Origin of the sequence: Sphingomonas mangrovi (genome assembly GCF_047975845.1) — a bacterium.
GTDB lineage: Bacteria > Pseudomonadota > Alphaproteobacteria > Sphingomonadales > Sphingomonadaceae > Sphingomonas.
Map to the genome: position 1 here is coordinate 187,697 of NZ_JBIUCZ010000001.1, position 25,587 is coordinate 213,283.

Here is a 25,587-nt window from a genome sequence, read left to right on the forward strand (position 1 = left end):
AAGTGTTCAACCTCATCAACCATCCGGCGCGGTGGCAACACGCCTTGGCGCCCCGCTCTACCCACGCGTCCCTGAACAGCGGCTTAGCGACCCAGGTTCTTGAACGCCAGCGTCAGCAGATAGCTGCTGCCGCTGCGGGCGTCGCCATTGTCCTGATAGTCGCGCTTCCACGTCGCCCCCAGCCGCAGGCAGTCGTCCTCGTAGGCGACACCGACGCGGTGGCGGATCGGATCGAAGCCGTCCGACGACGAGAGCACGTCCTCGCGGCGATCGGTGAGGTCGATGGTGGCGGAGCCGAACAGCGACCAGAAGCGCGCGAACTGCACCCGTCCGCCGACCCGTGCCTCCTCGCGGTCCTGCAAATCTTCGACCGCGTCGATGTCGCGGTTCAGCCGCAGATAGCCGAGCAGCAGGTACGTCTTGCGCGAGCCGATCGTGGCGTCGACCTCGTTGCGGCGGACCGCCAGCCCGTCCTTGTCGAGCCGGTAGCGGTGGGTGAACTGGACGAAGTCGCGGAAGCGCACCTCGGTACGACCGACGATATCCGACAGTCGATCGTCCAGACCGGTGCCGCTCGGCAGGATCGTCTCGCGCTTGTCGAGGCGATAGCTCTGCCCGATCGTCGCGTTCACCTCGATCCCCGGCACGCTCAGCGCATAATCCAGGCCGTAGGTGAAGCGCGTCGAATCCTCGAACCGGTCGTAGCCGGCGAAGCGGTTGAGGGCGAAGAGGTTCGAATCCTCCAGGTCGACGGCGCGAGCGTCCTCGTTCGGCAGGGAGAGATTGGCGATGTGCGGCGACACCACCGTCTGGAAGCGCGGGGTGATCCGCTGGGTGCCGCCGAACGCCTCGCCGATGAACGGCCATTGCACGTCCAGCGCGAGGGCGCCGATCGCACGCGTGCTCACCCCCTCGTTGCCGCGATAGCTGGCGATGGCGGTCTCCAGCGTATCGTTGGCGTTGTAGACGTCTCCGCGCGCATAGGCGGTGAGCGTGACCTGCTGGCCCCAGTCGGTCACGCGCCGCAGATCCCACTGCGCGGCGGCGAAGGCGCGCTGGGTATCCTGCCCCTCCTGGCGGAACAGCGCGAGCGAATTGGCCTGCAGCTGGAGCACGCCGCCGGCGAGGTTCTCGAACCGGCGGCGGTAATCGATCGCCGGCAGCGCGATCGGCTGCATCTTCTGGCTGTCGCCGACGCGCATCGTCTGCACCGCCCAGCCGTCGATCGACAGATAGCTGTTGGCGTCGATGCGCTCGACCTTGATGTTGTTGCGCAGCCGATCCTCGCGCGAGATGTCGTAGCGGCGCAGGAAGGTGTCGTCGGTCTGGAGGCGCAGCGAGCCGCTGGCGCTCCAGTTCGGATCGAGCTGGAAGCGGCCGACCGCGTCGATATAGCCGCGGAACGAGCGCTCGCTGTCGGGGACGCCTTCGCCGTCGAACACCGCGTCGCGGCGCCGGCCGTAGGTGCCGTAACCGATCACCCGGAAGGCGCCGGTGTCGGTCAGCTGGCGGTACTCGGCCTCCAGCATCGGCAGCACCGACGTGAAGACGTGCGGGCTGATCGTCAAGTCGCGGTTGGGCGCCAGCGCGAAGTGATAGGGGGCCACCACCTCGACGCCGTTCACCCGATCGAGCCGCAGCGACGGCGTCAGCACGCCCCCGGCGCTGCCGCCGCCCACCGAATGGCTGAACGCCGGCAGCGGGATGCCCGGCAGGTTGAACAGCTTGAGCTGCGCCCCCGAATAGCGGATGCGCTGGTCGGCCGGATCGTAGCTGACGCGTACGGCGGTGATCTGCCACGACGGCTGCTTGGGACAGCCGTCGGAGGTGGTGACCGAACAGGGGCTGTACGCCGCCTGCTCGACGTTGATCACGCCGGTCTCGGTCCGGCTCCCACGCTTGGCGGCGATGCGGCTGCCCTCGTCGAGGACGACGAGCATGTTCTCGATCACGCCGTCCTTCAGCGAGTCGGTCAACTCGATGCGGTCGCCGTAGGCGACGTCGCCTTCCGGGTTGGTGACGGCGATGTTGCCCTCCGCCACCACCTGGCCGCTGGTGCGGTTCCAGGTCACGCGGTCCGCCCGCAGCCGGTCTCCCTCGCGGAACATCCGCACGTCGCCGGTGGCGGTCACCACGTCGGCATTGCTATCGTAGCCGAGCTGGTCGGCGGTGAAGCGGATCTCGTCTTCCGCCGCAGGCGCGGCTGCCGCTTCGGCGGGCGGGGGAGGGACGGCGCGATCCTGCAGATCCTGCGCCAGGGCGGTGCCGCCGGACGCGAGCCAGAACTGCACCGCACCCGACAGGAGGAGGACGCTACGCTTCACCTAGACCGATACTCCCTGCCGCGGCCCGGGCCCGCGCGACTGCCCCCAAAAAGCGCCCTATCGCATCGGACCGGGGGAACCGCAATCGCCCTCCGGCCGCTTTGCTTGCATGCCACGCCTGGCTTAAGGAAGCGGCCCCGCCGTCCGGCGCGCCGATTCACCACAGGGATAGTATCGATGCAAATCAGTTTCCTCTCCTCGCGTCCGGCCGACGCTGCCGCGCTGGTGCTGCCGGTGGGCAAGGGTGGCGTGGCCGCGCTAGGCGACGCCGGCCTCGAAAGCGGCACCGCGGCGCTGGTCCGCGGCGCGGCCGAGAGCGCGCGCTTCGACGGGGAGCCGGGCACCATTGCCGAGATCTTCGTGCCGCAGGGCGACGGCGCCGGACGGGTGATCCTGCTCGGCACCGGCAGCGGCGAGGAGGCGGACTTCGAGCGCGCCGGCGGCGCGTTGACCGCGCGCTTTCTGACCGCCGGGATCGCCACGCTGGTGATCGACGTCTCCACGCTCGGCAAGACCGCGACCGCCGCCGGTGTCGCCCGGCTGCTCGCCGCCGCCGAACAGCGCGGCTGGCGCCACGACATCTATCGCACGCGCCTGCCCGAGGCATCGAAGCCGACGCTGGAGAAGATCGAGGTGGTTGGCGCCCCCGAGGGCATCGACGCCGCCTGGACCGATGCCAAGGCCCTGACCGGCGGCCTTGCACTCACCCGCACGCTGGTGAGCGAGCCGGCGAACATCCTCTATCCCGAGAGCTTCGTCGAGCGTTGCCGGCACCTCGAGGAGCTGGGCGTCGAGATCACCGTGCTAGACGAGGCCGCGATGCGCGAGCTCGGCATGGGCGCGCTGCTCGGCGTCAGCCAGGGCTCGGTGCGCGAGGCGCAGCTGCTGGCGATGCGCTGGAACGGCAAGGGCGGCGACGATCTCGATGTGGCGTTCGTCGGCAAGGGTGTGACCTTCGACACGGGCGGCATTTCCTTGAAGCCCGGGCCCGGCATGGAAGACATGAAGTGGGACATGGGTGGCGCCGGTGCCGTTGCCGGCGCGATGAAGGCGCTCGCGAGCCGCAAGGCCAAGGCGAACGTCCTCGGCGTGTGCGGCCTGGTCGAGAACATGCCCGACGGCAACGCCCAGCGTCCGGGCGACATCGTCACTTCCATGTCGGGCCAGACGATCGAGGTGCTCAACACCGACGCGGAAGGGCGTCTGGTGCTGTGTGACGCGGTGACCTGGGTTCAGCGCACGCACAAGCCCAAGACGATCGTCGACCTCGCCACGCTGACCGGCGCGATGATCATCGCGCTCGGCAACGAGCACGGCGGCCTGTTCGCCAACGACGACACGCTCGCCGACCAGCTGCTCGCCGCGGGCAAGGCCTCGGGCGACAAGCTGTGGCGCTTCCCGCTGTCGCCGGCCTACGACAAGCTGATCGACTCCCCGATCGCCGACATGAAGAACATCGGCGGCCGCGGCGCAGGCTCGATTACCGCTGCGCAGTTCATCGGCCGCTTCATCGAGCCGGAGGTTCGCTGGGCGCACCTCGACATCGCCGGGATGGTGTGGGCCGACAAGCCCGGCACCGCCTGGGACAAGGGCGCGACCGGCTTCGGCGTCCGCGTGCTCGACCGCTTCGTGCGCGACCAGTTCGAGGGCTGATCGCGCACCGCCATGCAGGTCGACTTCTATCACCTGACCCAGCTTCCGCTCGAGCGTGCGCTGCCGCGCATCGCCGAGCGGGTGGTGGCCGGTGGCGGTCGCCTGCTGGTGGTCGCCGAGCCGGATGAGGCCCGCCAGGCGCTCGACCGCTGCCTGTGGTCCTATGCGCCCGAGAGCTTCCTGCCGCACGCCCAGGCCGGCGGCGAGCACGACGCGCGCCAGCCGGTTCTGATCGCGGGCGCGGTCGATCCGGCGAACGGCGCGCGCAACGTGGCGCTGGCGGACGGCGTGTGGCGCGACGAGGCGCTCGACTTCGATCGCGCATTCCACTTCTTCGACGACGAGCGGATCGTCGAGGCGCGCCAAGCGTGGCGCGCGCTCGGCGACCGGCCCGAGGTGTCGCGTCGGTACTGGAAGCAGAACGAGGGCGGGCGCTGGGAACAGGCGGCCTGAACCCGCCGTGCCGGCGGCTTGCATCGAACCGGCGGGGCGCCTAGGGAGCCGCGACTTTCCAATCCGCCATCATCCAAGGAGCCGCACGGCATGGCCGCGACCCGCACGTTTTCGATCATCAAGCCCGACGCCACCCGTCGCAACCTGACGGGCGCCGTCACCAAGATGCTGGAGGAAGCCGGCCTGCGCGTCGTCGCGTCCAAGCGCATCCAGATGACCCAGGAGCAGGCCGAGGGCTTCTACGCCGTCCACAAGGAGCGTCCGTTCTTCAACGACCTCGTCTCCTTCATGATCTCCGGCCCGGTGGTCGTGCAGGTGCTCGAGGGTGAGGACGCCGTGAAGCGCAACCGCGAGATCATGGGCGCGACCAACCCGGCGAACGCCGACGCCGGCACGATCCGCAAGGAACTCGCCGAGTCGATCGAGGCGAACTCGGTCCACGGTTCGGACTCGGAAGAGAACGCCAAGATCGAGATCGACTATTTCTTCAAGCCGGAAGAGATCGTCGGCTGATCCGGACCGCCGCCTTCGGGCGGCGATCCTGGTGCGAAAAAGGGCGCCGCTCCACCCGGAGCGGTGCCCTTTTTGCAATCGTTTACTTCTTGAACGGAACGCCGAGCCGACGGCGCTCGGCCGCCCACAAGCTGTCGAGCGTGGCATCGCTCTTGGCGCCGGCACGGCGCTGCTTGAGCGCCACGCCGGCCAGCCGCAGCGTGCGGCCGCTCAGCATATGCCCCTCGGTCGCGAACACGAGTTCGTAGATCGCGCTGTCCTCGCGCTGGTCGTCGCCGTCCCAATAGCGGCTGACGATGCGGATCGGGAGCCGCCCCTCGATCTTGTCCGGGCCGCCGTCGGTGAGCTTGAGCAGCGGGTCGGCGATCCAGTCGCCGTCGATCGTCGTGTCGAGCACGCCGCTGCGGCCCGGCACCTTCAGCGACGGCGGGAAGGCGATCTCGATGCGCTCGATCCGGTGGTTCGCGTCGCTGAGCTCCAGGCGGCGTCCGCCGTTGCGGGGCGTGCCGACCAGCGTCACCAGGCGGGAGGCATGCGCCTCCGCATCGGCGGCCGCCTGCTTGCGCGCGTCCTCTTCGGCGCGCTGGACCTGACCGTCCTTGCGCAGCGAGACGTTGTTCCACAGCGTCAGCGCCGAGATCACCAGCGCGGCGACGCCGACCACTTCCGCCAGCGTCAGCCAGCGCCAGCGCTTGCGCGGGGCCTCGCTCACCGGCCGCCCGCCTCCAGCAGCGCCGCCGGTGCCGCCAGTTCCCAGCCGCGCGCGATCGCGTCGCCGACCAGCGTCCAGTCGACGTCGCCGGTCAGCGCCAGCGTCTGCCAACCGCTTTCGGCGCGGACCTCCAGCGCGTCGTCGCCGCTCAGGCGCGCGAACGTCGCATCGCCGACGGTGAAGCTCGGCGCTCCCGCCTCCTCGCTCTCTGCGGCTTCGGGAAGCGCGAGCGCGAGGCTGCGGATACGGGAGAGGGGGCTATCGGTCATGGTGCGTACGAACTCCGCAAGCATGGCAGGGTAGAGGCGATGTTCTTCCACCAGCACGCGCGCCGCAAGCGTCTCGGCGGTGTCGTCCGCGTGGACCGGCACCTCGGCCCGGCCGAGCACGGTGCCGGCGTCGAGCTCCTCGGTGACCAGGTGCACCGAGCAGCCGGCAACGGCGTCACCGGCCGCGATCGCCCGCGCATGGGTGTCGAGCCCCTTGTAGTTGGGGAGGAGCGAGGGGTGGATGTTGACGATCCGGCCCGCCCAGCGTTCGACGAACGCCGGCGACAGCAGTCGCATGTACCCCGCGAGCGCGATCAGCTCGACACCGGCGTCGTGCAGCGCCGCATCGATGCGCGCCTCGTAGTCGGCTTTCGGCATGCCCTTCGGGCTCTGCGCGAAGGTGGCGACGCCCCGCTCGGCCGCCCAGGCGAGCCCTGCTGCGTCCGGCTTGTCGCTCGCGACGAGCGCCACCGCATAGGGGCAGTCGGGCGCCCGGGCGGCTTCCACCAGCGCGGCCATGTTCGAGCCCCGCCCGGAAATGAGGATGCCGAGCTTGCGGCGGCCGGTGTCAGCCAAGGTGAGTCGCCGACCAGTCCGCGCGCGCGCTCCAGGTGCCGGCGCTGCCGGTCACCGTGCAGCCGCAGTCGCCCGCCTCGACTGTGCCGATGCGCAACACCGTCTCGCCGGCTTCGGTGAGGGCGGCGGCGACACCCTCGGCCTCTTCGGGCGCAACCAGCACCGCCATGCCGATGCCGCAGTTGAAGGTACGCGCCATTTCCTCGGGCTCGATCGCGCCCTGCGCCTGCAGGAACGCCATGAGGCGCGGCTGCTCCCAAGCGTCGGCGTCGACGCGGGCGTGACAGCCGTCGGGCAGGACGCGTGGGATGTTCTCGAGCAGCCCGCCGCCGGTGATGTGAGCGAGGCCGTGGATGCGCTCGGCACGCAGCAGCGGCAGCAGGCTCTTCACGTAGATCCGGGTCGGCGCCATCAGCGCGTCGATCAGCAGCCGCTCCTGATCGAACAGTGCCGGGCGGTCGAGCTTCCAACCCTTGTCGGCGGCGAGCCGGCGGACGAGCGAGAAGCCGTTGGAGTGCACGCCCGAGGAGGCGAGGCCGAGGATCACGTCGCCGACCTGCACGCGGCCCTTGGTCAGCAGCTGCTCGCGCTCGACCGCACCGACGCAGAAGCCGGCGAGGTCGTAGTCGCTGTCCGCGTACATGCCTGGCATCTCGGCGGTCTCGCCGCCGATCAGCGCGCAGCCGGCCTGGCGGCAGCCCTCGGCGATCGAGGCGATCACGCGCTCGGCGACCTCGGCCTCCAGCTTGCCGCTGGCGTAATAGTCGAGAAAGAACAGCGGCTCGGCGCCCTGGACGATCAGGTCGTTGGCGCACATCGCCACCAGGTCGATGCCGACCCCGTCGTGGGCGTTCTGCTCGATCGCGAGCTTGAGCTTGGTGCCGACGCCGTCGTTCGCGGCGACGAGCAGCGGGTCCTTGAACCCCGCCGCCTTGGGATCGAAGATGCCGCCGAAGCCGCCCAGATCGGCGTCCGCGCCGCTCCTGCGGGTGGAGCGGGCCAGCGGCGCGATGGCGCGGACCAGCGCGTTGCCTGCGGCGATCGAAACGCCGGCTCCGGCGTAGGTATAGGGCGTCGCGCCCGCGTCTTCGGTGCTCATGCGCGAGCGACTAGCCATATCCTGCTTGGATTTCCACGCCCGCTTCGTCAAAAGGCGGCCGATGTCTCGCTTTCCCCGATCCCTGCGTGCCGGCCTGTTGGTGGCGCTCCTTGCCACCGGCGGCACCGTGATCGCGCAGATCGAAGGCGGCGACCGCGGTGTCGCCCCGATCGCAAGTTCCGGCAGCTTCGAGGTTTCCGGCGTGCGCGTCGACGTATCCGGCCCCAATGCCGAGGCCGCGCGCACCGGCGGCTGGCGCCTGGCGCAGCGCAAGGGCTGGGACATGCTGTCGCGTCGGCTGACCGGCCGGCCGGGATCCTTGTCCGACTCGGCGCTCGATTCGCTGGTGAGCGGGATCGTCGTCGAGAACGAGCAGATCGGCCCCAACCGCTACGTCGCCCGGCTGGGCGTGCTGTTCAACCGCGGCCGCGCCGGCTCGATCCTGGGCGTCGCGGGCGAGACGCTGCGCTCGCCGGCGCTGCTGGTCGTGCCGTTGCAGATATCGGGCGGCGCGAGCAGCGTGTTCGAGCGGGCGACGCCGTGGCAGGAGGCATGGGCCCGCTTCCGCACCGGCAACAGCGTCGTCGACTATGTCCGGCTTACCGGAACCGGGCCCGACGCGCTGCTGGTCAACGCCGGCCAGGTCAGCCGCCGTGGCCGCGGCTGGTGGCGCACGATCCTCGACCAATACGGCGCGGCCGACGTGCTGATCCCGCAGGTCACGCTGCGGCGCCAGTGGCCCGGCGGGCCGGTGATCGGCGACTTTTCCGCAGGCTACGGCCCCGACCATCACGTGCTGACCCGCTTTATCCTCCAGGTCGACCGCACCGAGGCGCTGCCGGCGTTGCTCGACGAAGGCGTGCGGCGGATCGACGCAGCCTATCAGCAGGCGCTGCGCCAAGGGCAGCTGCGCACCGACGCCGCACTCGCCGCACCGCCGCCGGGCCAGCCGGCGCCGACGGTGCCGACGCCCGAGGGCGAGACGGCGACGACGGAGACGGGCACGCCCGAGACTCGCGTCACGCTTTCGATCCAGTTCGACACGCCCGGCGTCGGTTCGGTGGCGTCGTCCGAAGCGGCGGTGCGCTCGGTCGCCGGCGTGCGCAGCGCGGTGACCACCAGCCTGGCACTCGGCGGGGTGTCGATCATGCGCGTCGTGTTCGACGGCGACCCCGCCGTGCTCGCCGCATCGCTGGAGGCACGCGGCTGGCAGGTGACGCAGGGCGGGGGCGTGCTGCGCATCCGCCGGGCGGCCGCGGCACCCGCACCGACCTCCAGCCCGAGTGCGGCGGCACCGGCCGCTCCGACTGCCGGATGATCCAGCTCGACCTGGCGCTCGGTCAGCCGGTAGGCGCGCGCGCGGACGAGTTTCTGGTGAGCGACACCAACGCGCGCGCCGTCCAGCATCTGGAGCATTGGGGCACCTGGCCGGTCATGGCGGCGCTGCTGGTGGGGCCGCGCAAGTCGGGGCGGTCGCTGCTGTCGCGGATGTTCGCGCTGCGCACCGGCGGCACCGTGATCGACGATGCCGAGCGTCAGCCCGAAGTCGACATCTTCCACGCTTGGAACCGCGCGCAGGCCGAGCATCGCCCGCTGCTGATCGTCGCCGATGCGCCACCGCCCGGGTGGGACATCGCGCTTCCCGACCTGCGCTCGCGGATCGGCGCGACGCCCGTGCTCACGCTCGGTCCGCCCGACGACCGGCTGGTCGCCTCGCTGCTCGACTATCTGTTCGACCGCCGCGAGCTGGTGGCGGGTCCGGGACTGATCGACTGGCTGACGCGGCGGGTCGAGCGGAGCTACATCGCCGTGCTCGGCGTTGTCGAAGCACTGGAGGAGGACGCCATGCTTCGGTCGAACCGACGTCTTTCGCTCTCGACCGCCCGCCCTGCGCTCGGCAAGGCGGGGCTCGTGGTTGCCGCTCCGCCGACGGAACTCGACCCCAAGGGAGCCTGAACGTGGCCGAAGCGATCGACGAGACCAGCCGACGCTATTTCAATCGTGAGCTTTCCTGGTTGGCCTTCAACCGCCGGGTCCTCGAAGAAGCCTGCAACACCGCGCATCCGCTGCTCGAGCGGCTGCGCTTCCTGTCGATCTCCGCGAGCAACCTCGACGAGTTCTTCATGGTCCGCGTGGCCGGGCTCAAGGGGCAGATGCTCCAGGGGGTGGAGCTCAAGTCGATCGACGGCTTGACCCCGGCGCAGCAGCTCGCGGCGATCGTCGAGGATGCCGCGGCGCTGGTCGCCAGCCAGCAGCGCATTTGGGACGATCTTGCCGAGGCGCTCGGCGAAGCGGGCATCTTCGTGCTCGAAAGCGACGCGATCGTCGGCGAGGCGGAGGAATGGCTCCAGCGCCACTTCCAGGAACAGCTGTTCCCGATGATCACGCCGCAGGCGCTCGATCCGGCGCACCCGTTCCCGTTCATTCCCAATCAGGGATCGAGCGTGATCTTCGACCTGGTCCGCATCGCCGACGGCGTCGCGCTGCGCGAGCTGGTGCTGCTCCCCGCCGCCGCGCCGCGCTTCGTCCGCCTGCCGGGGCTGCCGGCGCGATATGTGGCGATAGAAACGCTCATCAAGCGCTTCTCCTCGCTGCTTTTTCCCGGCTACGAGGTCCGCGCCTCCGCCGACTTCCGCGTGCTGCGCGACAGCGACATCGAGCTGGAGGAGGAAGCCGAGGACTTGGTCCTCTACTTCCGCTCGGCGATCAAGCGGCGCCGCCGCGGACGGGTCATCCGGCTGGAGACCGAGAGCGCCATCAGCGACGATCTGCTGAGCGTGCTGAAGGAGGAACTCGGCGGCAGCGACGCGCTGCTGATCGAGAAGAGCGGTTTCCTGGGTCTCGGCGACCTCTCGCTGCTGGTCGACGAGAACCGCCCCGAGCTGAAGTTCCCGCCGTTCAGCCCGCGCTTTCCCGAGCGAATCCGGGAGTTTGGCGGCGATTGCTTCGCCGCGATCCGAGCCAAGGACATCGTCGTCCATCACCCGTACGAGACCTTCGACGTCGTGCTCGCCTTCCTCAAGCAGGCGGCCGCGGACCCGGACGTGCTGGCGATCAAGCAGACGCTCTACCGCGCCGGCAAGCAGTCGGCGGTGGTCAATGCGCTGGTCGCCGCGGCCGAGGCGGGCAAGTCGGTCACAGCCGTGGTCGAGCTGAAGGCGCGGTTCGACGAGGAGCAGAACCTCTACTGGGCGTCCGCGCTCGAACGTGCCGGCGTGCAGGTGGTCTACGGCTTCATCGACTGGAAGACCCACGCCAAGATCTCGATGGTGGTGCGGCGCGAGGACGGCGGCGTGCGCACCTACTGCCACTTCGGCACAGGCAACTATCATCCCGTCACGGCACGGATCTACACCGACCTGAGCTTCTTCACCGCGGACCCGGTGATCGGGCGCGATGCGGTACAGGTGTTCAACTACATTACCGGCTACGTCGAGCCGGCACATCTGGAGCGGCTGTCGCTCTCGCCGCGCAACCTGCGCAACCGGCTGATCGAGCTGATCGATGCGGAGATCGCCCACGCCAAGGCCGGGCGTGGCGCGGCGATTTGGGCGAAGATGAACTCGCTGGTCGATTCGGCCGTGATCGAGAAGCTGTATGAGGCGAGCGCGGCCGGGGTTCCAATCGAACTCATCATCCGCGGCATCTGCTGCCTGCGGCCGGGCGTTCCCGGCATGTCGGAGACGATCCGCGTCAAGTCGATCGTCGGTCGTTTTTTGGAACACAGCCGCATCTGGGCGTTCGGCAACGGCGGCGTGCTCCCGAACGAGGAGGCGCTGCTGTTCATCTCCTCGGCCGACTGGATGCCCCGCAACTTCGATCGCCGGGTCGAGTATCTGCTGCCGATCACCAATCCGACGGTGCACGAGCAGGTGCTCGACCAGGTGATGCTCGCCAACCTGATCGACGACGAGCAGAGCTGGGAACTGCGACCCGACGGCAGCTATCGTCGCGTCGAGGCCGACGGTGCGGGGTTCAACCTCCACCGCTACTTCATGACCAACCCCTCGCTGTCCGGGCGCGGCGCCGCCGTCGACGATACCATGCCCCAGGAGCTTTCGCTCCGGCAGCACCTCACCGAACAGGACGTCTGATCATGGCGCTGCTTTCGCGTCTTCGTGCCCCCGCGGCAGCGACCCTGCCCGCCGTGGCACCCCGTACCGCGATCATCGACATCGGCTCCAATTCCGTGCGGCTGGTCGTCTACAACGGCCCGCCGCGGCTGCCGTCGGTGCTGTTCAACGAGAAGGTGCTGGCGGGGCTCGGCGGATCGCTCAGCCGCACGGGCAGCATCGACCACAAGGCGATGGCGATGGCGGCGACCGCGCTCGCGCGCTTCGCCTGGCTCACCCGCGAGATGGCGGTGCCCGAGGTGCGCACCGTCGCCACCGCCGCGGTGCGCGATGCGAGCAACGGCGCCGACCTGATCGCGCTCGCCGCCGCCGAGGGGCTGGAGGTCGAGATCCTGCCGGGGGAGGCCGAGGCGATCGGCGCCGGCTATGGCGTGCTTTCGGCGTTTCCCGATGCCGACGGCATCGTCGGCGACCTGGGCGGCGGCAGCCTGGAACTGGTCCGCATCGCCGACGGCCTGGTGCGCGAGCGGACCTCGTTCCCGCTCGGCGTCCTGCGCCTCGCGGCGATCCGCGAGCAAGGCAAGGACGCGCTCGGCCGCCACGTTGCGCAGGTGCTCAAGGAGAGCGGCTGGACGGGGGAGGGCAAACGGCTGCCCTTCTATCTCGTCGGCGGATCGTGGCGCGCGCTGACCCAGCTCGACATGCACCTCACCGAATACCCGCTGCCGATCGTCAACGGCTATTGCATGCGCGCGTCGCGGATCCGCAGCCTCGCCACGATGCTGGCGAGCGCGGGCAAGCAGGAGCTGCGAGCGGTGCCCAACCTGTCGTCGGGGCGTATTCCGACCTTGGCCGACGCCACCGCGCTGCTGACGAGCGTGCTCGGGGCGCTCGGCTGCGATCGCACGATCACCTCGTCGTTCGGCCTGCGCGAGGGGCTGCTCTACCAGGCGCTCGATACCAAGACCCGCGAACAGGACCCGCTGCTCGCCGCGGTGCGCGAGGAGGCGCGGCGGCTGTCGCGGTTCGAGGCGCATGGCGACCTGCTCCACGACTGGATCGCGCCGCTGTTCGGGGACGAACCGCCGGCGCGCACCCGGCTGCGCCACGCCGCCTGCCTGCTCGCCGATGTGGGCTGGCACGCCAACCCCGATTTCCGGGCCGAACGAGGCGTCGAGGTGGCGCTGCACGGTGCTTGGGTCGGGATCGACGCCGCGGGCCGGGCGATGGTGGCGCAGGCGCTCCACACCTGCCTCGGCGGCAGCGGCACGCCGGAGCCGCTGGGCACGCTGTCGGACGGTGCGATGCTGGAGGTCGGGCGGCGCTGGGGGCTCGCGATGCGGCTCGGCCAGCGGCTGAGCGGCGGCGTCGCAGGGCCGCTGGAGCGGACGCGACTGGAGGCGGACGGCGAAGCGGTTCGCCTGCGCTACGCCCCGGTAGATGCGGCGCTCTATGGCGAGGCTGTCGAGAAGCGCCACAAGGCGCTGGCGACCGCCTTCGGCTGGAAGGCGGTCGCGGGCGGCTGAGGCTCAGCCGCAGCGGAAGCGGGTCACGGTGCCCGAGGCGTCGAGCTCGATGTTCAGCCGGTCGACGCGATAGTCCATCGTGACCATCGAGTCGGGATTGATCCAGCGGATCGATTTCGCGCCCGAGCGCTTGAGCGCGTCGGCGGCGAGTTCGCTGCTGCCGGGCTTGCCGACCAGATCGGCGATCGGCTCGATCCGGCACGTTCCTTTCATGCCGGCGTCGACATCGCTGCCGGTCTGGGGCGCTTCGGCCGTCATTGCGGGGGTGCAGCCGGCGAGTGCCAGCAGCGGGAGCAGTTTCTTGATCATTCGGCGGTCTCCGTCAGGGTCATCTTGAGCTTGCCGCCACCGACCGAGAAGGCCATCCGCCCCTCGACCAGCGCCAGCGCATCGCGGCCGAACTGCTCGTAGCGCCAGCCGCGCAGGATCGGCAGCTTGTCGCGCTGGCCGGCGGCGAGCGCCTCCAGCTCGTCGGACCGCGCGAGGAGCCGTGCGGCGACGTTGATGTCGCGCGCGCGGATCTTGAGCAGCAGCTTCAGGAGGTCGGCGACCAGCGCGCCCTCCTTGCCGAGCGCAGGCCCGCGTTCGTCCCGGCTCGGCATCTCGGCGGCCGGCAGCGGCGCCGCCTCGGCCAGCGCTGCCATCAGCCGTCCGCCGATGTCGTTGCCCGCCCAGGCGCCCGAGAGGCCGCGGACCTTGGCGAGATCGGCCTGCTTCTTCGGCGGATTGCCGGCGAGATCGGCGATGGTCTCGTCCTTGACGATGCGACCGCGCGGCAGGTCCTTGCCTTGCGCCTCCAGCTCGCGCCACCGGGCGAGCGCCTTCAGGCGGCCGAGCACCTCGGGCTTGCGGCTGTTGATCCGCACCCGCTGCCACACGGCATCGGGGTCGTTGAAGTAGTTCTCCGGATCGGCGATCCGCTCCATCTCCTCGTCGAGCCAGTCGCCGCGGCCGGTCTTGCGCAGCCGCGCGACCATCTTCGGGAAGATCTTGGACAGGTGCGTCACGTCGGCGATGGCATAGTCGAGCTGGCGCGAATCGAGCGGACGACGGCTCCAGTCGGTGAAGCGCGCGCCCTTGTCGACGGTGATGCCGAGATACGCGTCGACGAGGTTGGAATAGCCGACCTGCTCGCCCTGGCCGAGCGCCATCGCCGCGATCTGCGTGTCGAACAGGGGGTGGGGGGTCTTGCCGGTCAGGTTATAGACGATCTCCAGATCCTGGCCGCCGGCGTGGAAGACCTTGAGCACGTCCTCGTTGTCGACCAGCAGGTCGAGCAGCGGCTTGAGGTCGATGCCCGGTGCCATCGGGTCGATCGCGGCGGCTTCTCGGTCGTCGGCGATCTGGATCAGGCACAGCTCGGGCCAGTAGCTGTTCTCGCGCATGAACTCGGTGTCGACGCAGACATAGTCGGCGGTGGCGAGGCGCGCGCACAGATCGGCGAGGGCGGCGCTATCGGTGATCAACGGATGGATGTGCATCGCACGCCCATAGGCGGTGCTGCGGGTTGACAAAAGAGGGATGGGAAGGGAAGCGGCGGCCTGCCTTTCACCGTCACCCCGCGGGACTTCCCAGCTTCCGCTGCGGTGGCGCAATCAGAGATTGCATCATGCACGCCTATCGTACGCACAACTGCAGCCAGCTGAACGCCGAGAGCGACGGTCAGGACGTTCGCCTGTCGGGCTGGGTGCATCGCAAGCGCGATCACGGCGGCGTGCTCTTCATCGATCTGCGCGACCATTACGGCATCACCCAGATCGTCGCCGACAGCGATTCGCCGGCGCTGCCGGTGCTCGAATCGCTGCGCACGGAGTCGGTCGTGACCATCGACGGCGTGGTGAAGCGCCGCAGCGAGGCGACGGTGAACCCGAACCTCGCCACCGGTGAGATCGAGGTGTTCGCCCGCGCGGTGACGGTCCAGTCGATGGCGCAGGAGCTGCCGATGCCGGTGGCCGGCGACGCCGAGTACCCCGAGGACATCCGCCTGCGCTATCGCTTCCTCGACCTGCGCCGCGAAAAGGTTCACGCCAACATCGTGCTGCGCGCGAAGGTGATCGCGTCTCTGCGCCAGCGGATGATCGAGCAGGGCTTCACCGAGTTCCAGACGCCGATCCTCACCGCCTCGTCGCCGGAGGGTGCGCGCGACTATCTGGTGCCGAGCCGCGTCCATCCGGGAAAGTTCTACGCGCTCCCGCAGGCGCCGCAGATGTTCAAGCAGCTGCTGATGGTCGCCGGCTTCGACCGCTATTTCCAGATCGCACCCTGCTTCCGCGACGAGGACGCGCGCGCCGACCGTTCGCCGGGTGAGTTCTACCAGCTCGACTTCGAGATGAGCTACGTCACGCAGGACGACGTGTTCGCCGCGATCGAGCCGGTGCTGCACGGCGTGTTCGAGGAGTTCGCCGACTGGCAGGGCAAGGGCCGCACCGTCAGCGCGCTGCCGTTCCAGCGCATCCCGTATCGCGAGTCGATGCTGAAGTACGGCAACGACAAGCCGGACCTGCGCAATCCGCTGATCATCACCGACGTGTCGGAGTTGTTCCAGGGTTCGGGCTTCGGCCGCTTCGCCTCGATCGTCGAGGCCGGCGACGTGGTGCGCGCGGTTCCGGCACCGGCCACGGCCGAGAAGAGCCGCAAGTTCTTCGACGACATGAACGCCTGGGCGCAGTCGGAAGGCTTCGCGGGTCTGGGCTATGCCACGCGCAAGGGCGGCGAGTGGGGTGGCCCGATCGCCAAGAACCACGGCGAGGAAGGCATGGCAAAGATCGCCGAGGCGCTTGGGCTCGGCCCGGACGACGGCGTGTTCTTCGCCGCCGGCAAGGCCGCGCAGGCCGCCAAGCTCGCCGGCCTCGCCCGCACCCGCGTCGCCGAACAGCTCGGCCTGATCGACGACAGCCGCTTCGAGTTCTGCTGGATCGTCGATTTCCCGATGTTCGAGTATGACGAGGACGCGAAGAAGGTCGACTTCAGCCACAATCCTTTCTCGATGCCGCAGGGCGAGCTGGAGGCGCTGGAGACCAAGGACCCGCTCGACATCCTCGCCTATCAGTACGACATCGTCTGCAACGGCATCGAGCTGTCGTCGGGTGCGATCCGGAACCATCGTCCGGAGATCATGTACAAGGCGTTCGAGATCGCCGGCTATTCGCAGGCCGATGTCGACGCGAACTTCGCGGGCATGATCAACGCGTTCAAGTACGGCGCGCCGCCGCACGGCGGCTCGGCACCGGGCGTCGACCGCATCGTCATGCTGCTGGCCGACGAGCCGAACATCCGCGAGGTCATCACCTTCCCGATGACGCAGAAGGCCGAGGACCTGATGATGGGCGCGCCCAGCTTCGTGTCGACCAAGCAGCTGCGCGAGCTCAACATTCGCGTGACCGCGGACACGGCCAAGAAGGACGTGGCCGAGGTGGTCGCGCCCGACGCGGCGGCCTGATCCGCATTCCGCCGCCCGCGGTCCCGCGGGCGGCGGAACGGCCGGCGGGCTCGCGCGCTATCCCGGCATGACGATCCGCCTCAGCGACTACGAAGCCGGCGCCAAGTACGACGGCGACTACAAGGCCGACCTCGCCGCTCTTCAGAAGCGGCTGCAGCGCATCCAGGTCGCGCACATCGTCCACGGTGCCCGTGCGATCGTGATGCTCGAAGGCTGGGATGCTGCCGGCAAGGGCGGTATCCTCCAGCGGCTGACCGCGCGCTGGGACCCGCGTCACTTCCGTCTCCACGCGGTGGCCGCGCCCAGCGACGAGGAGCGCGCGCGGCATTTCCTCTGGCGGTTCTGGCGGGATCTTCCGCCGACCGGTTCGATCGCGCTGTTCGATCGCAGCTGGTACGGACGGGTGCTGGTCGAACGGGTCGAGGGCTTCGCCAGCGAATGCGAATGGCGGCGCGGCTACGACGAGATCAACGCGTTCGAGGCGCAGCAGGTCGCGGCGGGGACGACGCTGGTGAAGCTGTTCGTCCATGTGACGCAGGAGGAACAGGACCAGCGGCTGCGCGCGCGGATCGACCATCCGTGGAAGCGATGGAAGACCGGGGCAGACGATTTCCACAACCGCAGCCGTCGTGCCGACTATCTCCACGCGATGGCGGAGATGTTCGCGCGGACCGACACCGCCGAAGCGTCGTGGATCGCGATCGACGGCAACAACAAGAAGGCGGCGCGCATCGCCGCGCTCACCGCCATTGCCGAGCGGCTGGAAGCGGCCGTCTCGATGCAGCCGCCGCCAATGACCGACGACCTCGCCAAGTTGCGGACGCAGCTGGAAGACTGACGAGTCTGGCGGGCCGGGGGTGCCGCCGCAAGGCACCAGTCGATGCCAGTTAGCGGCACCAGGAGGATAGGCGGGCCGGCTCCGCCGCGGCGGAACCAGCCTGACCTCGATCACGCGAGGGAGAAGCTGTCGCTCTCGTCGCGGACGCGCAGCTTGCCGTCCGCGATCGCGAACACCGCACCGTGGATGGAGAGGCGACCGTCTTCGACCCGCTCCTTGACGAACGGGAAGCTGAGCAGGTTCGCCATCGAGACGCGGACGCCTTCCTGCTCCAGCGCGGCCTGACCCTCGGGGCCGTCGCCATGTTCGGCGACCACGCGATCGCGCGCTTCGTCGAGCAGGTCGATCCAGTGGGCGACGAAACCGCCTTCGCCTGGGGCCGCGTTCTCGAGGCTGCGGGTCAGCGAGGCATGGACGCCGCCGCAGGCACCGTGGCCGAGCACGAGGACTTCCTCGACCTCCAGCTTGGTCACCGCGAACTCCAGCGCCGCCGAGACGCCGTGGCGGCCGCCGCCGGTCTCGAACGGGGGGACGAGGTTGGCGACGTTGCGCACCACGAACACCTCGCCCGGGCGGGTGCCGAAGATGGTCGCGGGATCGACGCGGCTGTCGGAGCAGGCGATGATCATCACCCGCGGGGACTGCCCGGTCTTGAGCTCCGCCCAGCGCTCGCGTTCTTCCTGCCATTCGCCGCCGCGGAAGCGGTAATAGCCTTCGATGAGATCGGTCATGCGTGTCATGATGTCGAGGTATCAAAGGCGGCCGTCGGAGGCGAGTAACAAAGCGTGTCCCTCGGCGCCTATCCGGGTTGTCCCGTAGGTGCTCGGTGGTTGTGGGAGCGCCCGGCGAGCGCTATCTGGCGCGCATGAACGAGATGACGCCGCTCGCCCGTCCGCCCCGCGAACGCAAGCCCGACTGGATTCGCGTGAAAGCGCCGACCTCGACGGGCTTCGCGGCGACGCGCGCGCTGATGCGGTCGAAGAGCCTGACGACCGTGTGCGAGGAAGCGGCCTGCCCGAACATCGGCGAGTGCTGGTCCAAGAAGCACGCGACCGTGATGATCCTGGGCGACACCTGCACGCGGGCCTGCGCCTTCTGCAACGTCAAGACCGGCATGCCGCGCGCCGTCGATCCGATGGAGCCGGAGAATGTCGCCGACGCCGCGGTGCAGATGGGCCTGCAGCACATCGTCATCACCTCGGTCGATCGCGACGATCTGCCGGACGGCGGCGCCAAGCAGTTCGTCAAGGTGATCGAGGCGGTGCGCCGTGCCAGCCCGACCACCACGATCGAGATTCTGACGCCCGATTTCCGCAACAAGCACGAGGCGGCGGTCGAGGCGATCGTGGCGGCGCGCCCCGACGTCTACAACCACAACCTCGAGACGGTGCCCCGGCTCTACCCGACGATCCGCCCTGGCGCGCGCTATTATGCGTCGCTGCGGCTGCTGGAGAGCGTGAAGAAGCTCGATCCGTCGATCTTCACCAAGTCGGGCGTGATGCTGGGCCTGGGCGAAGAGCGGCTGGAGGTCCATCAGGTGATGGACGACATGCGCTCGGCCGACATCGATTTCCTGACGATGGGCCAGTATCTCCAGCCCACCCCGCGCCATGCCAAGGTGGCCGAGTTCGTGACGCCCAAGGCGTTCGACGCCTATGCCGCGATCGCGCGCGCCAAGGGCTTCCTGCTGGTCGCTTCGTCGCCGCTCACCCGGTCGAGCTATCACGCCGGCGACGACTTCGAGAAGATGCGGGCGGCGCGCGAGGCGAAGCTGGGCGCGGCGCGAGGCTGACCGCGTGCCGCGTCACTCCGAGACCCGCCACCTTCCCTACACGCCCGAACAGATGTTCGCGCTGGTGGCCGACGTCGGCCGCTACGGCGAGTTCCTGCCCTGGGTGACCGCCACCCGCATCCGGTCGGACAGCGACAGCGAGATGGTCGCCGACATGATCGTCGGCTTCAAGGGGCTGCGCGAGACCTTCACCTCGAAGGTCGCCAAGCGGCGCCCCGAGCATATTCGCGTCGACTATCTTGACGGGCCGCTCAAGTACCTCAACAACGACTGGACCTTCCGGTCGGACGGGCAGGGCGGCACGCTGGTTGAGTTCTGCGTCGATTTCGCGTTCAAAAACCGCGTGTTCGAGATGCTCGCCGGCCAGGTGTTCGACCGTGCGCTGCGCAAGATGATCGGCGCGTTCGAGGCACGTGCGGCCGCGCTCTACGGCGCGACCGGCGCCTCCTCCAGCCCGGACGCCCCCGGTAGCAGCAGTTCGAGCGCACACAACGCCGCCTGAAGCCGGACGCCGCCGCGGCCTTCCACGGCGAAGTGCCGAGAGTCGGCCACGACGTGCTGCGGATCGGCGCCGCGCTCTGCCCGCGCGAAAACCACGGTTCCCACCGGTTTCTTGTCGGTCCCGCCGCCCGGACCCGCGACGCCGGTGATCGCCACCGCCACGTCGGCGTCGGTCGCCTCGATCGCGCCCTGCGCCATGCTCCACGCCGTCGCGATCGACACCGCGCCGAACGTTTCGAGCACGTCCGTGCTGACGTTGAGGATCCGCGCCTTCAGCCCGTTCGAATAGGTGACCAGGCCGCCTTCGAACACTTCCGACGATCCGGGGATCGCGGTGATGGCGGCGGACACCAGCCCGCCGGTGCAGCTTTCCGCCACCGCGATGCGCCGGCCGGCGGCGCGGTTTTCCTCGACGACGCGGCGCGCGCGCTCGACCAGCTCGGGCGGGAGTATCGTGTCCATCAGTCCTTCCCCGCCGGGCAGATCGGCAGCCGCATCATCGGCTGCGGGCTCGCCGCATCTGCCTGGGCGATCAGGACCAGCAGCGCGGCGGTGTTGCGCGCCGGCAGCGGCTGCACCAGCGTCAGCGCGCGCTCGACGGTGGGGCAGTCCTTGGCCTGCAGGTTGCCGGTGACGAGCGGCGCCACCAGCGTGCCGATCATCGGCTTGGCGAACGCCGAATCGAGCATCTGCGCGGCGTCCGGGCCGGCGATCTTGAGCAGCGCCTTGCGTGCCTGCGGCCAGGCCCGCTCCGATTCGGCTTCGTATTTGGCGAGCAATGCACCCGAAGGCTGTCGGAGCATCGCAGTCGCCGGAAGCGCGGCGGCGCAGCGCTGGCCCGTCTGGCGGATGAGGTCGGGGGCGACGAACAGCACCAGCGCCTCGGCCTCGGTTCGGGTCACGCAGGCGGCGGTCTGCGCCTGTGCGGTACCGCCGGTGGCGAGCAACGCGGCGAGCGCGGTGGCGAAGAAGGAACGGGTCATGATGCCTCCGGAATTCGGACGGTCGCGATGGCCTGGGCCGCGATTCCTTCACCGCGGCCGGTGAAGCCCAATCGCTCGGTGGTGGTCGCCTTGATGCTGACCTGGTCCTCGCCGATCGCCAGCAGCTCGGCGATGCGCGTGCGGATTGCGGCGCGGTGCGGCCCGACCTTGGGAGCCTCACAGATCAGCGTCAGGTCGACGAAGTCGACGATGCCGCCGCGCGCGCGGATCAGCTCGGCGGCGTGGACCAGGAACCGGTCCGAGGCGGCGCCCTTCCACTGCGCGTCGCTCGGCGGGAAATGGGTGCCGATGTCGCCCGCGCCGATCGTCCCCAGCAGCGCGTCGGTGAGCGCATGGAGGCCCACGTCGGCATCGCTGTGGCCGGAAAGGCCGCGGTCGTGGGGAATATGGATGCCGCCGAGCCACAGCTCCTCGCCGGCCTCTAGCCGGTGGACGTCGTAGCCGGTGGCGCTGCGCACGCGGAAGCGCCCGCCCGCCCGTGCCTCGGCGGTGGCGAAATCGGCGGGGTAGGTGACCTTCTCGAGCATCGTGTCTCCCATCACCGGCAGCACCGCGCCGCCGGCCGCGCGCAGCATCTGGGCGTCGTCGGTCGGCTCGGCCCCCGTCCAGCTGCGGTGCGCGGCGAGGATGTCGACGAAGGCGAACGCCTGCGGAGTCTGCACCCGCACCAACGCATCGCGCGGGACGACGGCACCGAGCGTCTCGCCGGCGGTTGCCAGCGTGTCGGCGACCGGCAGTACCGGCACCGCACCGGGCGCCGTGTCGAGTGCCGACAGCAGCCGGTCGATCACCGCTGTGGAAAGGAAGGGGCGGGCGGCGTCGTGGATCAGCACGCGCGCGGCGCCGCCGTCGGCGGCGAACGCCTCCAGCCCCGCCAACACCGATTCGCGGCGGGTCTCGCCGCCGGCGACCGCCGTCACCGGGCCGAGCGCCGCCTCCAGCGATGCGAACTGATCGCCGCCGGTGACGACGACGACGGCATCGATCGCGGGATGCGCGACGAAGGCGGCATGGCTGTGCGCCACCATCGGCCGACCGGCGACCGATGCGAATTGCTTGGGGAGCGCGCTGCCCGATCGTTCGCCGCGTCCGGCGGCAACGATCAGCGCGACCGTGCGATGGCCGTTCATGGCGCGCCGGTTAGCGCAACCCGGTCCGCGCCGCCAGCCTTGCCTCGGAGCGCGGCCTCGGGTACACGCTGCCCGTTTTTCAGGCACATCCCATGCAGACGCTCGCTCCCATTCAGGTCGGTCCGGTGACCGTATCTGCGCCGGTGATCCTGGCGCCGATGACCGGCGTCACCGATCTGCCGTTTCGGCGGATCGTCCGCCGCTACGGCTCCGGCCTCAACGTCACCGAGATGATCGCCAGCCAGGCGGCGATCCGTGAGACCCGCCAGTCGATCCAGAAGGCGGCGTGGGACCCGGCGGAGGAGCCGGTGTCGATGCAGCTGGTCGGCTGCACCCCGGTCGAGATGGCGGAAGCCGCCAAGCTCAGCGAGGAGCGCGGGGCGGCGATCATCGACATCAACATGGGCTGCCCCGTCCGCAAGGTGACCAACGGCGACGCGGGTTCGGCGCTGATGCGCGACCTGAAGCTCGCCGCAGCGCTGATCGACGCGACGGTGAAGGCGGTGGCGCTGCCGGTGACGGTGAAGATGCGGATGGGCTGGGACCATGCGAGCCTCAACGCCCCCGAACTTGCCCGCATCGCCGAGGATCTCGGGGCGAAGATGGTGACGGTCCACGGTCGCACCCGTAACCAGATGTACAAGGGCGAAGCCGACTGGGGCTTCATCCGCAGCGTCAAGGACGCGGTATCGATCCCGGTGATCGCGAATGGCGACATCTGCTCGGTCGAGGATGCCTGCACCGCGCTGGCGCAGTCGGGCGCGGACGGGGTGATGATCGGACGCGGCGCCTATGGCCGGCCGTGGCTGCTGCGCCAGGTGATGGACGCGCTGTGCGGCGCCAGCGAGCGCGACGACCCGACGCTCGACGAACAATATGCCCTGATCGCCGAGCATTACGAGATGATGCTCGAACATTACGGCATCGAAGTCGGCGTGAACATGATGCGCAAGCATATCGGCTGGTACACGCGCGGGTTGCACGGATCGGCCGAGTTCCGCAACAAGGTCAACCAGGAAGCCGACCCGGCGGTGGTGCGGCGGATGCTCGCCGAGTTCTACGCGCCGTGGCGCACCCGCGCGGCCGCTTGACGCCTGCGACGGAGGACGCGCCGGCGCCCGGGCCCGCCGAGTGGTTCGCGGCGCTTCCGGTCGCCGCGCTGGTGGTACGGCCCGACGGCCGGGTGGCGCACGCCAACAGCGCCTGCGAAGCGCTGCTCAACCATTCGGAGCGCAGCATGCAGGGGCAGCCGCTCGATTCGCTGGTGCAGCTGCCGCCGGGCCCTGCCGCCCGGCGCGACGGGCACGGCTTCGCCGCCTACGATGTCGACCTGCTACTCGACCGGACGGGACCGGTGCGCGCCGATTACGTCGAGAGTGCGCTTCCCGAGCCGCCGGGCTGGCGGCTGGTCACAATCCATCCCGAAGGCGCGTCGCGGCGCCTCGCCAGCGCGGCCGAGCGCAGCGGCGGCGCGAGAGCCGCAGTCGGCGCCGCGGCGATGCTGGCGCACGAGATCAAGAACCCGCTGTCCGGGATCCGCGGTGCGGCGCAACTGCTCGCGCACCTCGCCGAGCCGGAAGAGCGCCGGGAACTCACCGCGCTGATCACCAGTGAGGTCGATCGCATCGCCGCGCTGATTGACCGCATGGAGGATTTCACCGACCAGCGGCCGCGGGATCTGTCGCCGGGCAACATCTACCCGCTGCTCGCCCACGCCCGGCAGCTCGCCAGCGCCGGCTTCGCACGGGAAATCGCGATCGAGGAGCGGTTCGATCCCTCGCTTCCCGAGGTGCTGCTTGACCGCGACGCCTTCCTCCAAATGCTGCTCAACCTGCTCAAGAACGCCGCCGAAGCGCTCGACGGGGTCGAGGCGCCGCGGATCACCTTGGCAACCGCCTATCGCCACGGCGTTTCGGTGAGCGGCGGGCGCGGGCAGCCGCGCCGCCCGCTGCCGATCGAGCTGTGCGTCATAGACAACGGTCCAGGCGCGCCGCCCGAGCTCGCCGAGCATCTGTTCGAGCCCTTCGTCTCCGGCAAGCGCGAGGGAAGGGGCCTCGGACTACCGCTGGTGGAGAAGCTCGTCGGCGAGTTGGGTGGCGTGATCCGCTATTCCCGCGAGGGCGACCCGCCCTCGACCGTGTTCCGTATCCTCCTGCCGCGAGCGCCCGACGCATGACCGATGCCTCCATCCTGGTCGTCGACGACGACGCCGGCATCCGCACGGTGGTGTCGCAGGCGCTGCGGCGCGAGGGGCACCGCGTCTCGACTGCGGCCACCCTGGCGCAGCTTCGCGCGGAGCTTGCGGTAGCGGTGCCGGACGTGCTGGTCACGGATGTGGTGCTGCCGGACGGCGACGGCCTCGAATCCGCGGCGGCGTTGCAGGCCGAGCATCCCGATCTTCCGATCATCGTGTTGTCGGCGCAGAACACGCTGACCACCGCGGTTCGCGCCAACGAAGCGGGCGCCTTCGAATATCTGCCCAAGCCGTTCGACCTCGACGCGCTCGCGCTGGCGGTACGCGGCGCGCTCGCTCGCCGCAGCAGTGCGCCGGTCGAAACCGGCGAGGCGATCGACGCGACGCTGCCGTTGATCGGCCGCTCGCCGGCGATGCAGGACGTCTACCGCATTATTGCGCGGGTGGTGTCGAGCGATCTCACCGTGCTGATCTCGGGCGAATCCGGGACGGGCAAGGAGCTCGTCGCGCGTGCGCTGCACGATCTCGGCCCGCGCCGCGCCGCGCCGTTCATCGCGCTCAACATGGCGGCGATCCCGCGCGAACTGATCGAGGCCGAGTTGTTCGGTCACGAGCGCGGCGCCTTCACCGGCGCGGCGCAACGGGTGGCAGGCAAGTTCGAGCAGGCAGCCGGCGGTACGCTGTTCCTCGACGAGATCGGCGACATGCCGATGGAGGCGCAGACCCGGCTGTTGCGCGTGTTGCAATCCGGCGAGTTCACCACCGTGGGCGGCGCGCGCACCATCCGCTCCGACGTGCGCATCGTGGCTGCGACCAATCGCGATCTCGCCGCGCTCGTCCAGGCAGGCGGCTTCCGCGAGGATTTATTTTATCGTCTCAATGTCGTACCGGTGGCACTTCCCGCGCTGCGCGAGCGACGCCAGGACGTTGCGCTGCTCGCACGCCATTTCCTCAACCGCGCCGCGGAAGAAGGGCTGCCGCGCCGGTCGCTAGGTCCTGAGGCTATCGCCAGCCTCGAAGCGCACGACTGGCCCGGCAATGTCCGCGAACTGGAGAATCTGATGCGCCGGTGCGCCGTGCTGGGGCGTGACGACCGGATCGGGGCCGAGGAATTGCGCGCGGCAATCGGCGAGGGGGGGCGGGCCATTGCCGTCGCCGAAGCGCCGGATGCGATCGATGCCGCGGTGCGTGCATTCCTCCGCCGCCTTGCCAACGACACGCCGCAGGCACTCGACGACGGCACGCTGTACGATCGCGTGATCGCCGAGGTGGAACGGCCGCTGATCGAGGCGATGCTCGAACGCCACGGCAACAACCAGCTGCGCGCGGCGCGTGCGCTGGGAATCAACCGCAACACGTTGCGTAAGCGCTTGGATCTGCTCGCGATCGAGCCGGGAGCAGTGCGCGCACCGGGTCGGTAGGCCACTTCGACACGCCGTTTCCTCCAATTATGTGTTTTCTTGGCAACAGTAACGTTGTACGCATCGGGGA

At 69.6% G+C, this 25,587-nt stretch carries 24 protein-coding genes; 14 read left to right on the top strand and 10 right to left on the bottom strand.

The genetic code is table 11. The features are described from left to right. Positions 1–83 precede the first annotated feature (83 nt). Positions 84–2,324 (bottom strand): LPS-assembly protein LptD, encoded by a 2,241-nt coding sequence (locus tag ACBY01_RS00840; protein ID WP_416458845.1) that lies wholly within the window; start codon positions 2,322–2,324, stop codon positions 84–86. Positions 2,325–2,501: 177 nt separating this feature from the next. On the opposite strand from ACBY01_RS00840, the gene ACBY01_RS00845 reads away from it, so the two are divergent. The 3 genes from ACBY01_RS00845 to ndk all read left to right on the top strand — a co-directional run bounded on the left by ACBY01_RS00845 (position 2,502) and on the right by ndk (position 4,943). Continuing rightward, a complete protein-coding gene (locus ACBY01_RS00845; protein ID WP_416458846.1) occupies positions 2,502–3,977 on the top strand; it encodes a leucyl aminopeptidase in 1,476 nt (491 codons plus the stop codon). Between the two features lie 12 nt (positions 3,978–3,989). Continuing rightward, on the top strand, positions 3,990–4,430 hold the full coding sequence (locus tag ACBY01_RS00850) for a DNA polymerase III subunit chi (RefSeq protein WP_416458847.1): 441 nt from the start codon (positions 3,990–3,992) through the stop codon (positions 4,428–4,430). A 90-nt stretch (positions 4,431–4,520) separates the two neighbouring features. Next, positions 4,521–4,943: a nucleoside-diphosphate kinase gene (gene ndk / locus ACBY01_RS00855; protein ID WP_416458848.1), complete on the top strand. Its 423-nt coding sequence runs from the start codon at positions 4,521–4,523 to the stop codon at positions 4,941–4,943. An 82-nt stretch (positions 4,944–5,025) separates the two neighbouring features. Here ndk and ACBY01_RS00860 read toward each other — a convergent pair whose 3' ends face one another. Genes ACBY01_RS00860 through purM form a run of 3 tightly spaced genes read right to left on the bottom strand, consistent with a single transcriptional unit; the run spans position 5,026 to position 7,599 of the window. After that, entirely contained in the window at positions 5,026–5,655 is a 630-nt protein-coding gene (locus tag ACBY01_RS00860) for a hypothetical protein (RefSeq protein WP_416458849.1), read from the bottom strand. Further along, positions 5,652–6,500: a phosphoribosylglycinamide formyltransferase gene (gene purN, locus ACBY01_RS00865; RefSeq protein ID WP_416458850.1), complete on the bottom strand. Its 849-nt coding sequence runs from the start codon at positions 6,498–6,500 to the stop codon at positions 5,652–5,654. Before purN ends, ACBY01_RS00860 begins: the two co-directional genes overlap by 4 nt. Beyond that, positions 6,493–7,599: a phosphoribosylformylglycinamidine cyclo-ligase gene (gene purM, locus ACBY01_RS00870; RefSeq protein ID WP_416458851.1), complete on the bottom strand. Its 1,107-nt coding sequence runs from the start codon at positions 7,597–7,599 to the stop codon at positions 6,493–6,495. The genes purN and purM overlap by 8 nt, the downstream gene beginning before the upstream one ends. Positions 7,600–7,660: 61 nt before the next feature. Here purM and ACBY01_RS00875 point away from each other — a divergent pair, with 61 nt between their 5' ends. From ACBY01_RS00875 to ACBY01_RS00890, 4 genes are read left to right on the top strand one after another with little or no spacing between them, the layout of a single operon-like run. Next, positions 7,661–8,917 carry a heavy-metal-associated domain-containing protein gene (locus ACBY01_RS00875; protein WP_416458852.1) on the top strand — a complete coding sequence of 419 codons (1,257 nt, stop codon included), beginning with the start codon at positions 7,661–7,663 and terminating at the stop codon, positions 8,915–8,917. Continuing rightward, on the top strand, positions 8,914–9,555 hold the full coding sequence (locus ACBY01_RS00880; RefSeq protein WP_416458853.1) for a P-loop NTPase family protein: 642 nt from the start codon (positions 8,914–8,916) through the stop codon (positions 9,553–9,555). Before ACBY01_RS00875 ends, ACBY01_RS00880 begins: the two co-directional genes overlap by 4 nt. Before the next feature lie 2 nt (positions 9,556–9,557). Then, positions 9,558–11,693 (top strand): RNA degradosome polyphosphate kinase, encoded by a 2,136-nt coding sequence (locus ACBY01_RS00885; RefSeq protein ID WP_416458854.1) that lies wholly within the window; start codon positions 9,558–9,560, stop codon positions 11,691–11,693. A gap of 2 nt (positions 11,694–11,695) precedes the next feature. After that, positions 11,696–13,198 (top strand): Ppx/GppA phosphatase family protein, encoded by a 1,503-nt coding sequence (locus ACBY01_RS00890; RefSeq protein ID WP_416458855.1) that lies wholly within the window; start codon positions 11,696–11,698, stop codon positions 13,196–13,198. A 3-nt stretch (positions 13,199–13,201) separates the two neighbouring features. Here the strand turns inward: ACBY01_RS00890 and ACBY01_RS00895 are convergent, their stop codons facing one another. Both ACBY01_RS00895 and rnd read right to left on the bottom strand, forming a co-directional pair. Beyond that, on the bottom strand, positions 13,202–13,507 hold the full coding sequence (locus tag ACBY01_RS00895; protein ID WP_416458856.1) for an I78 family peptidase inhibitor: 306 nt from the start codon (positions 13,505–13,507) through the stop codon (positions 13,202–13,204). Beyond that, positions 13,504–14,679, bottom strand: a complete 1,176-nt coding sequence (gene rnd, locus ACBY01_RS00900) for a ribonuclease D (RefSeq protein ID WP_416458857.1) — start codon at positions 14,677–14,679, stop codon at positions 13,504–13,506. Before rnd ends, ACBY01_RS00895 begins: the two co-directional genes overlap by 4 nt. Positions 14,680–14,807: 128 nt before the next feature. Between rnd and aspS the strand changes: the two genes are divergently transcribed. Further along, on the top strand, positions 14,808–16,637 hold the full coding sequence (gene aspS / locus ACBY01_RS00905) for an aspartate--tRNA ligase (protein ID WP_416458858.1): 1,830 nt from the start codon (positions 14,808–14,810) through the stop codon (positions 16,635–16,637). A gap of 67 nt (positions 16,638–16,704) precedes the next feature. Then, positions 16,705–17,475, top strand: coding sequence for a polyphosphate kinase 2 family protein (locus tag ACBY01_RS00910; RefSeq protein ID WP_416458859.1), 771 nt, complete (start codon positions 16,705–16,707; stop codon positions 17,473–17,475). Positions 17,476–17,585: 110 nt separating this feature from the next. Here the strand turns inward: ACBY01_RS00910 and ACBY01_RS00915 are convergent, their stop codons facing one another. Further along, positions 17,586–18,215 (bottom strand): carbonic anhydrase, encoded by a 630-nt coding sequence (locus ACBY01_RS00915; protein ID WP_416458860.1) that lies wholly within the window; start codon positions 18,213–18,215, stop codon positions 17,586–17,588. A gap of 125 nt (positions 18,216–18,340) precedes the next feature. On the opposite strand from ACBY01_RS00915, the gene lipA reads away from it, so the two are divergent. After that, the gene (gene lipA, locus ACBY01_RS00920) at positions 18,341–19,267 is read left to right on the top strand and encodes a lipoyl synthase (RefSeq protein ID WP_416458861.1); all 927 of its coding nucleotides are present in this window, start codon (positions 18,341–18,343) and stop codon (positions 19,265–19,267) included. A 4-nt stretch (positions 19,268–19,271) separates the two neighbouring features. Then, complete coding sequence (locus ACBY01_RS00925) at positions 19,272–19,769, top strand: type II toxin-antitoxin system RatA family toxin (protein ID WP_416458862.1); 498 nt, start codon at positions 19,272–19,274, stop codon at positions 19,767–19,769. Here ACBY01_RS00925 and ACBY01_RS00930 read toward each other — a convergent pair. The 3 genes from ACBY01_RS00930 to ACBY01_RS00940 are packed head-to-tail and all read right to left on the bottom strand — an operon-like array spanning position 19,694 to position 21,902. Continuing rightward, entirely contained in the window at positions 19,694–20,230 is a 537-nt protein-coding gene (locus ACBY01_RS00930; protein WP_416458864.1) for a CinA family protein, read from the bottom strand. The two genes, ACBY01_RS00925 and ACBY01_RS00930, sit on opposite strands and share 76 nt — an antisense overlap. After that, a complete protein-coding gene (locus tag ACBY01_RS00935) occupies positions 20,230–20,751 on the bottom strand; it encodes a hypothetical protein (RefSeq protein WP_416458866.1) in 522 nt (173 codons plus the stop codon). The genes ACBY01_RS00930 and ACBY01_RS00935 overlap by 1 nt, the downstream gene beginning before the upstream one ends. Beyond that, positions 20,748–21,902, bottom strand: coding sequence for a bifunctional 2-C-methyl-D-erythritol 4-phosphate cytidylyltransferase/2-C-methyl-D-erythritol 2,4-cyclodiphosphate synthase (locus ACBY01_RS00940; RefSeq protein ID WP_416458867.1), 1,155 nt, complete (start codon positions 21,900–21,902; stop codon positions 20,748–20,750). The genes ACBY01_RS00935 and ACBY01_RS00940 overlap by 4 nt, the downstream gene beginning before the upstream one ends. Positions 21,903–21,994: 92 nt before the next feature. Here ACBY01_RS00940 and dusB point away from each other — a divergent pair, with 92 nt between their 5' ends. The 3 genes from dusB to ntrC are packed head-to-tail and all read left to right on the top strand — an operon-like array spanning position 21,995 to position 25,517. Continuing rightward, a complete protein-coding gene (gene dusB, locus ACBY01_RS00945) occupies positions 21,995–22,993 on the top strand; it encodes a tRNA dihydrouridine synthase DusB (RefSeq protein ID WP_416458868.1) in 999 nt (332 codons plus the stop codon). Beyond that, entirely contained in the window at positions 22,969–24,078 is a 1,110-nt protein-coding gene (locus ACBY01_RS00950) for a two-component system sensor histidine kinase NtrB (RefSeq protein ID WP_416458869.1), read from the top strand. Before dusB ends, ACBY01_RS00950 begins: the two co-directional genes overlap by 25 nt. Further along, positions 24,075–25,517, top strand: coding sequence for a nitrogen regulation protein NR(I) (gene ntrC, locus ACBY01_RS00955; RefSeq protein ID WP_416458870.1), 1,443 nt, complete (start codon positions 24,075–24,077; stop codon positions 25,515–25,517). The genes ACBY01_RS00950 and ntrC overlap by 4 nt, the downstream gene beginning before the upstream one ends. The last annotated feature ends 70 nt before the right edge of the window (positions 25,518–25,587 follow it).

Excerpts from the sequence above, each read along its gene's own strand:
- ACBY01_RS00910 (WP_416458859.1), top strand. The coding sequence starts at position 16,705 with ATGACGATCCGCCTCAGCGACTACGAAGCCGGCGCCAAGTACGACGGC.
- ACBY01_RS00880 (WP_416458853.1), top strand. The coding sequence starts at position 8,914 with ATGATCCAGCTCGACCTGGCGCTCGGTCAGCCGGTAGGCGCGCGCGCG.
- ACBY01_RS00875 (WP_416458852.1), top strand. The coding sequence starts at position 7,661 with ATGTCTCGCTTTCCCCGATCCCTGCGTGCCGGCCTGTTGGTGGCGCTC.
- rnd (WP_416458857.1), bottom strand. The coding sequence starts at position 14,679 with ATGCACATCCATCCGTTGATCACCGATAGCGCCGCCCTCGCCGATCTG.
- purM (WP_416458851.1), bottom strand. The coding sequence starts at position 7,599 with ATGAGCACCGAAGACGCGGGCGCGACGCCCTATACCTACGCCGGAGCC.
- dusB (WP_416458868.1), top strand. The coding sequence starts at position 21,995 with ATGCAGACGCTCGCTCCCATTCAGGTCGGTCCGGTGACCGTATCTGCG.
- ACBY01_RS00935 (WP_416458866.1), bottom strand. The coding sequence starts at position 20,751 with ATGACCCGTTCCTTCTTCGCCACCGCGCTCGCCGCGTTGCTCGCCACC.
- ACBY01_RS00895 (WP_416458856.1), bottom strand. The coding sequence starts at position 13,507 with ATGATCAAGAAACTGCTCCCGCTGCTGGCACTCGCCGGCTGCACCCCC.
- ACBY01_RS00915 (WP_416458860.1), bottom strand. The coding sequence starts at position 18,215 with ATGACACGCATGACCGATCTCATCGAAGGCTATTACCGCTTCCGCGGC.
- ntrC (WP_416458870.1), top strand. The coding sequence starts at position 24,075 with ATGACCGATGCCTCCATCCTGGTCGTCGACGACGACGCCGGCATCCGC.
- aspS (WP_416458858.1), top strand. The coding sequence starts at position 14,808 with ATGCACGCCTATCGTACGCACAACTGCAGCCAGCTGAACGCCGAGAGC.
- ACBY01_RS00845 (WP_416458846.1), top strand. The coding sequence starts at position 2,502 with ATGCAAATCAGTTTCCTCTCCTCGCGTCCGGCCGACGCTGCCGCGCTG.
- ACBY01_RS00940 (WP_416458867.1), bottom strand. The coding sequence starts at position 21,902 with ATGAACGGCCATCGCACGGTCGCGCTGATCGTTGCCGCCGGACGCGGC.
- ACBY01_RS00890 (WP_416458855.1), top strand. The coding sequence starts at position 11,696 with ATGGCGCTGCTTTCGCGTCTTCGTGCCCCCGCGGCAGCGACCCTGCCC.
- lipA (WP_416458861.1), top strand. The coding sequence starts at position 18,341 with ATGAACGAGATGACGCCGCTCGCCCGTCCGCCCCGCGAACGCAAGCCC.
- ACBY01_RS00850 (WP_416458847.1), top strand. The coding sequence starts at position 3,990 with ATGCAGGTCGACTTCTATCACCTGACCCAGCTTCCGCTCGAGCGTGCG.
- ndk (WP_416458848.1), top strand. The coding sequence starts at position 4,521 with ATGGCCGCGACCCGCACGTTTTCGATCATCAAGCCCGACGCCACCCGT.
- ACBY01_RS00930 (WP_416458864.1), bottom strand. The coding sequence starts at position 20,230 with ATGGACACGATACTCCCGCCCGAGCTGGTCGAGCGCGCGCGCCGCGTC.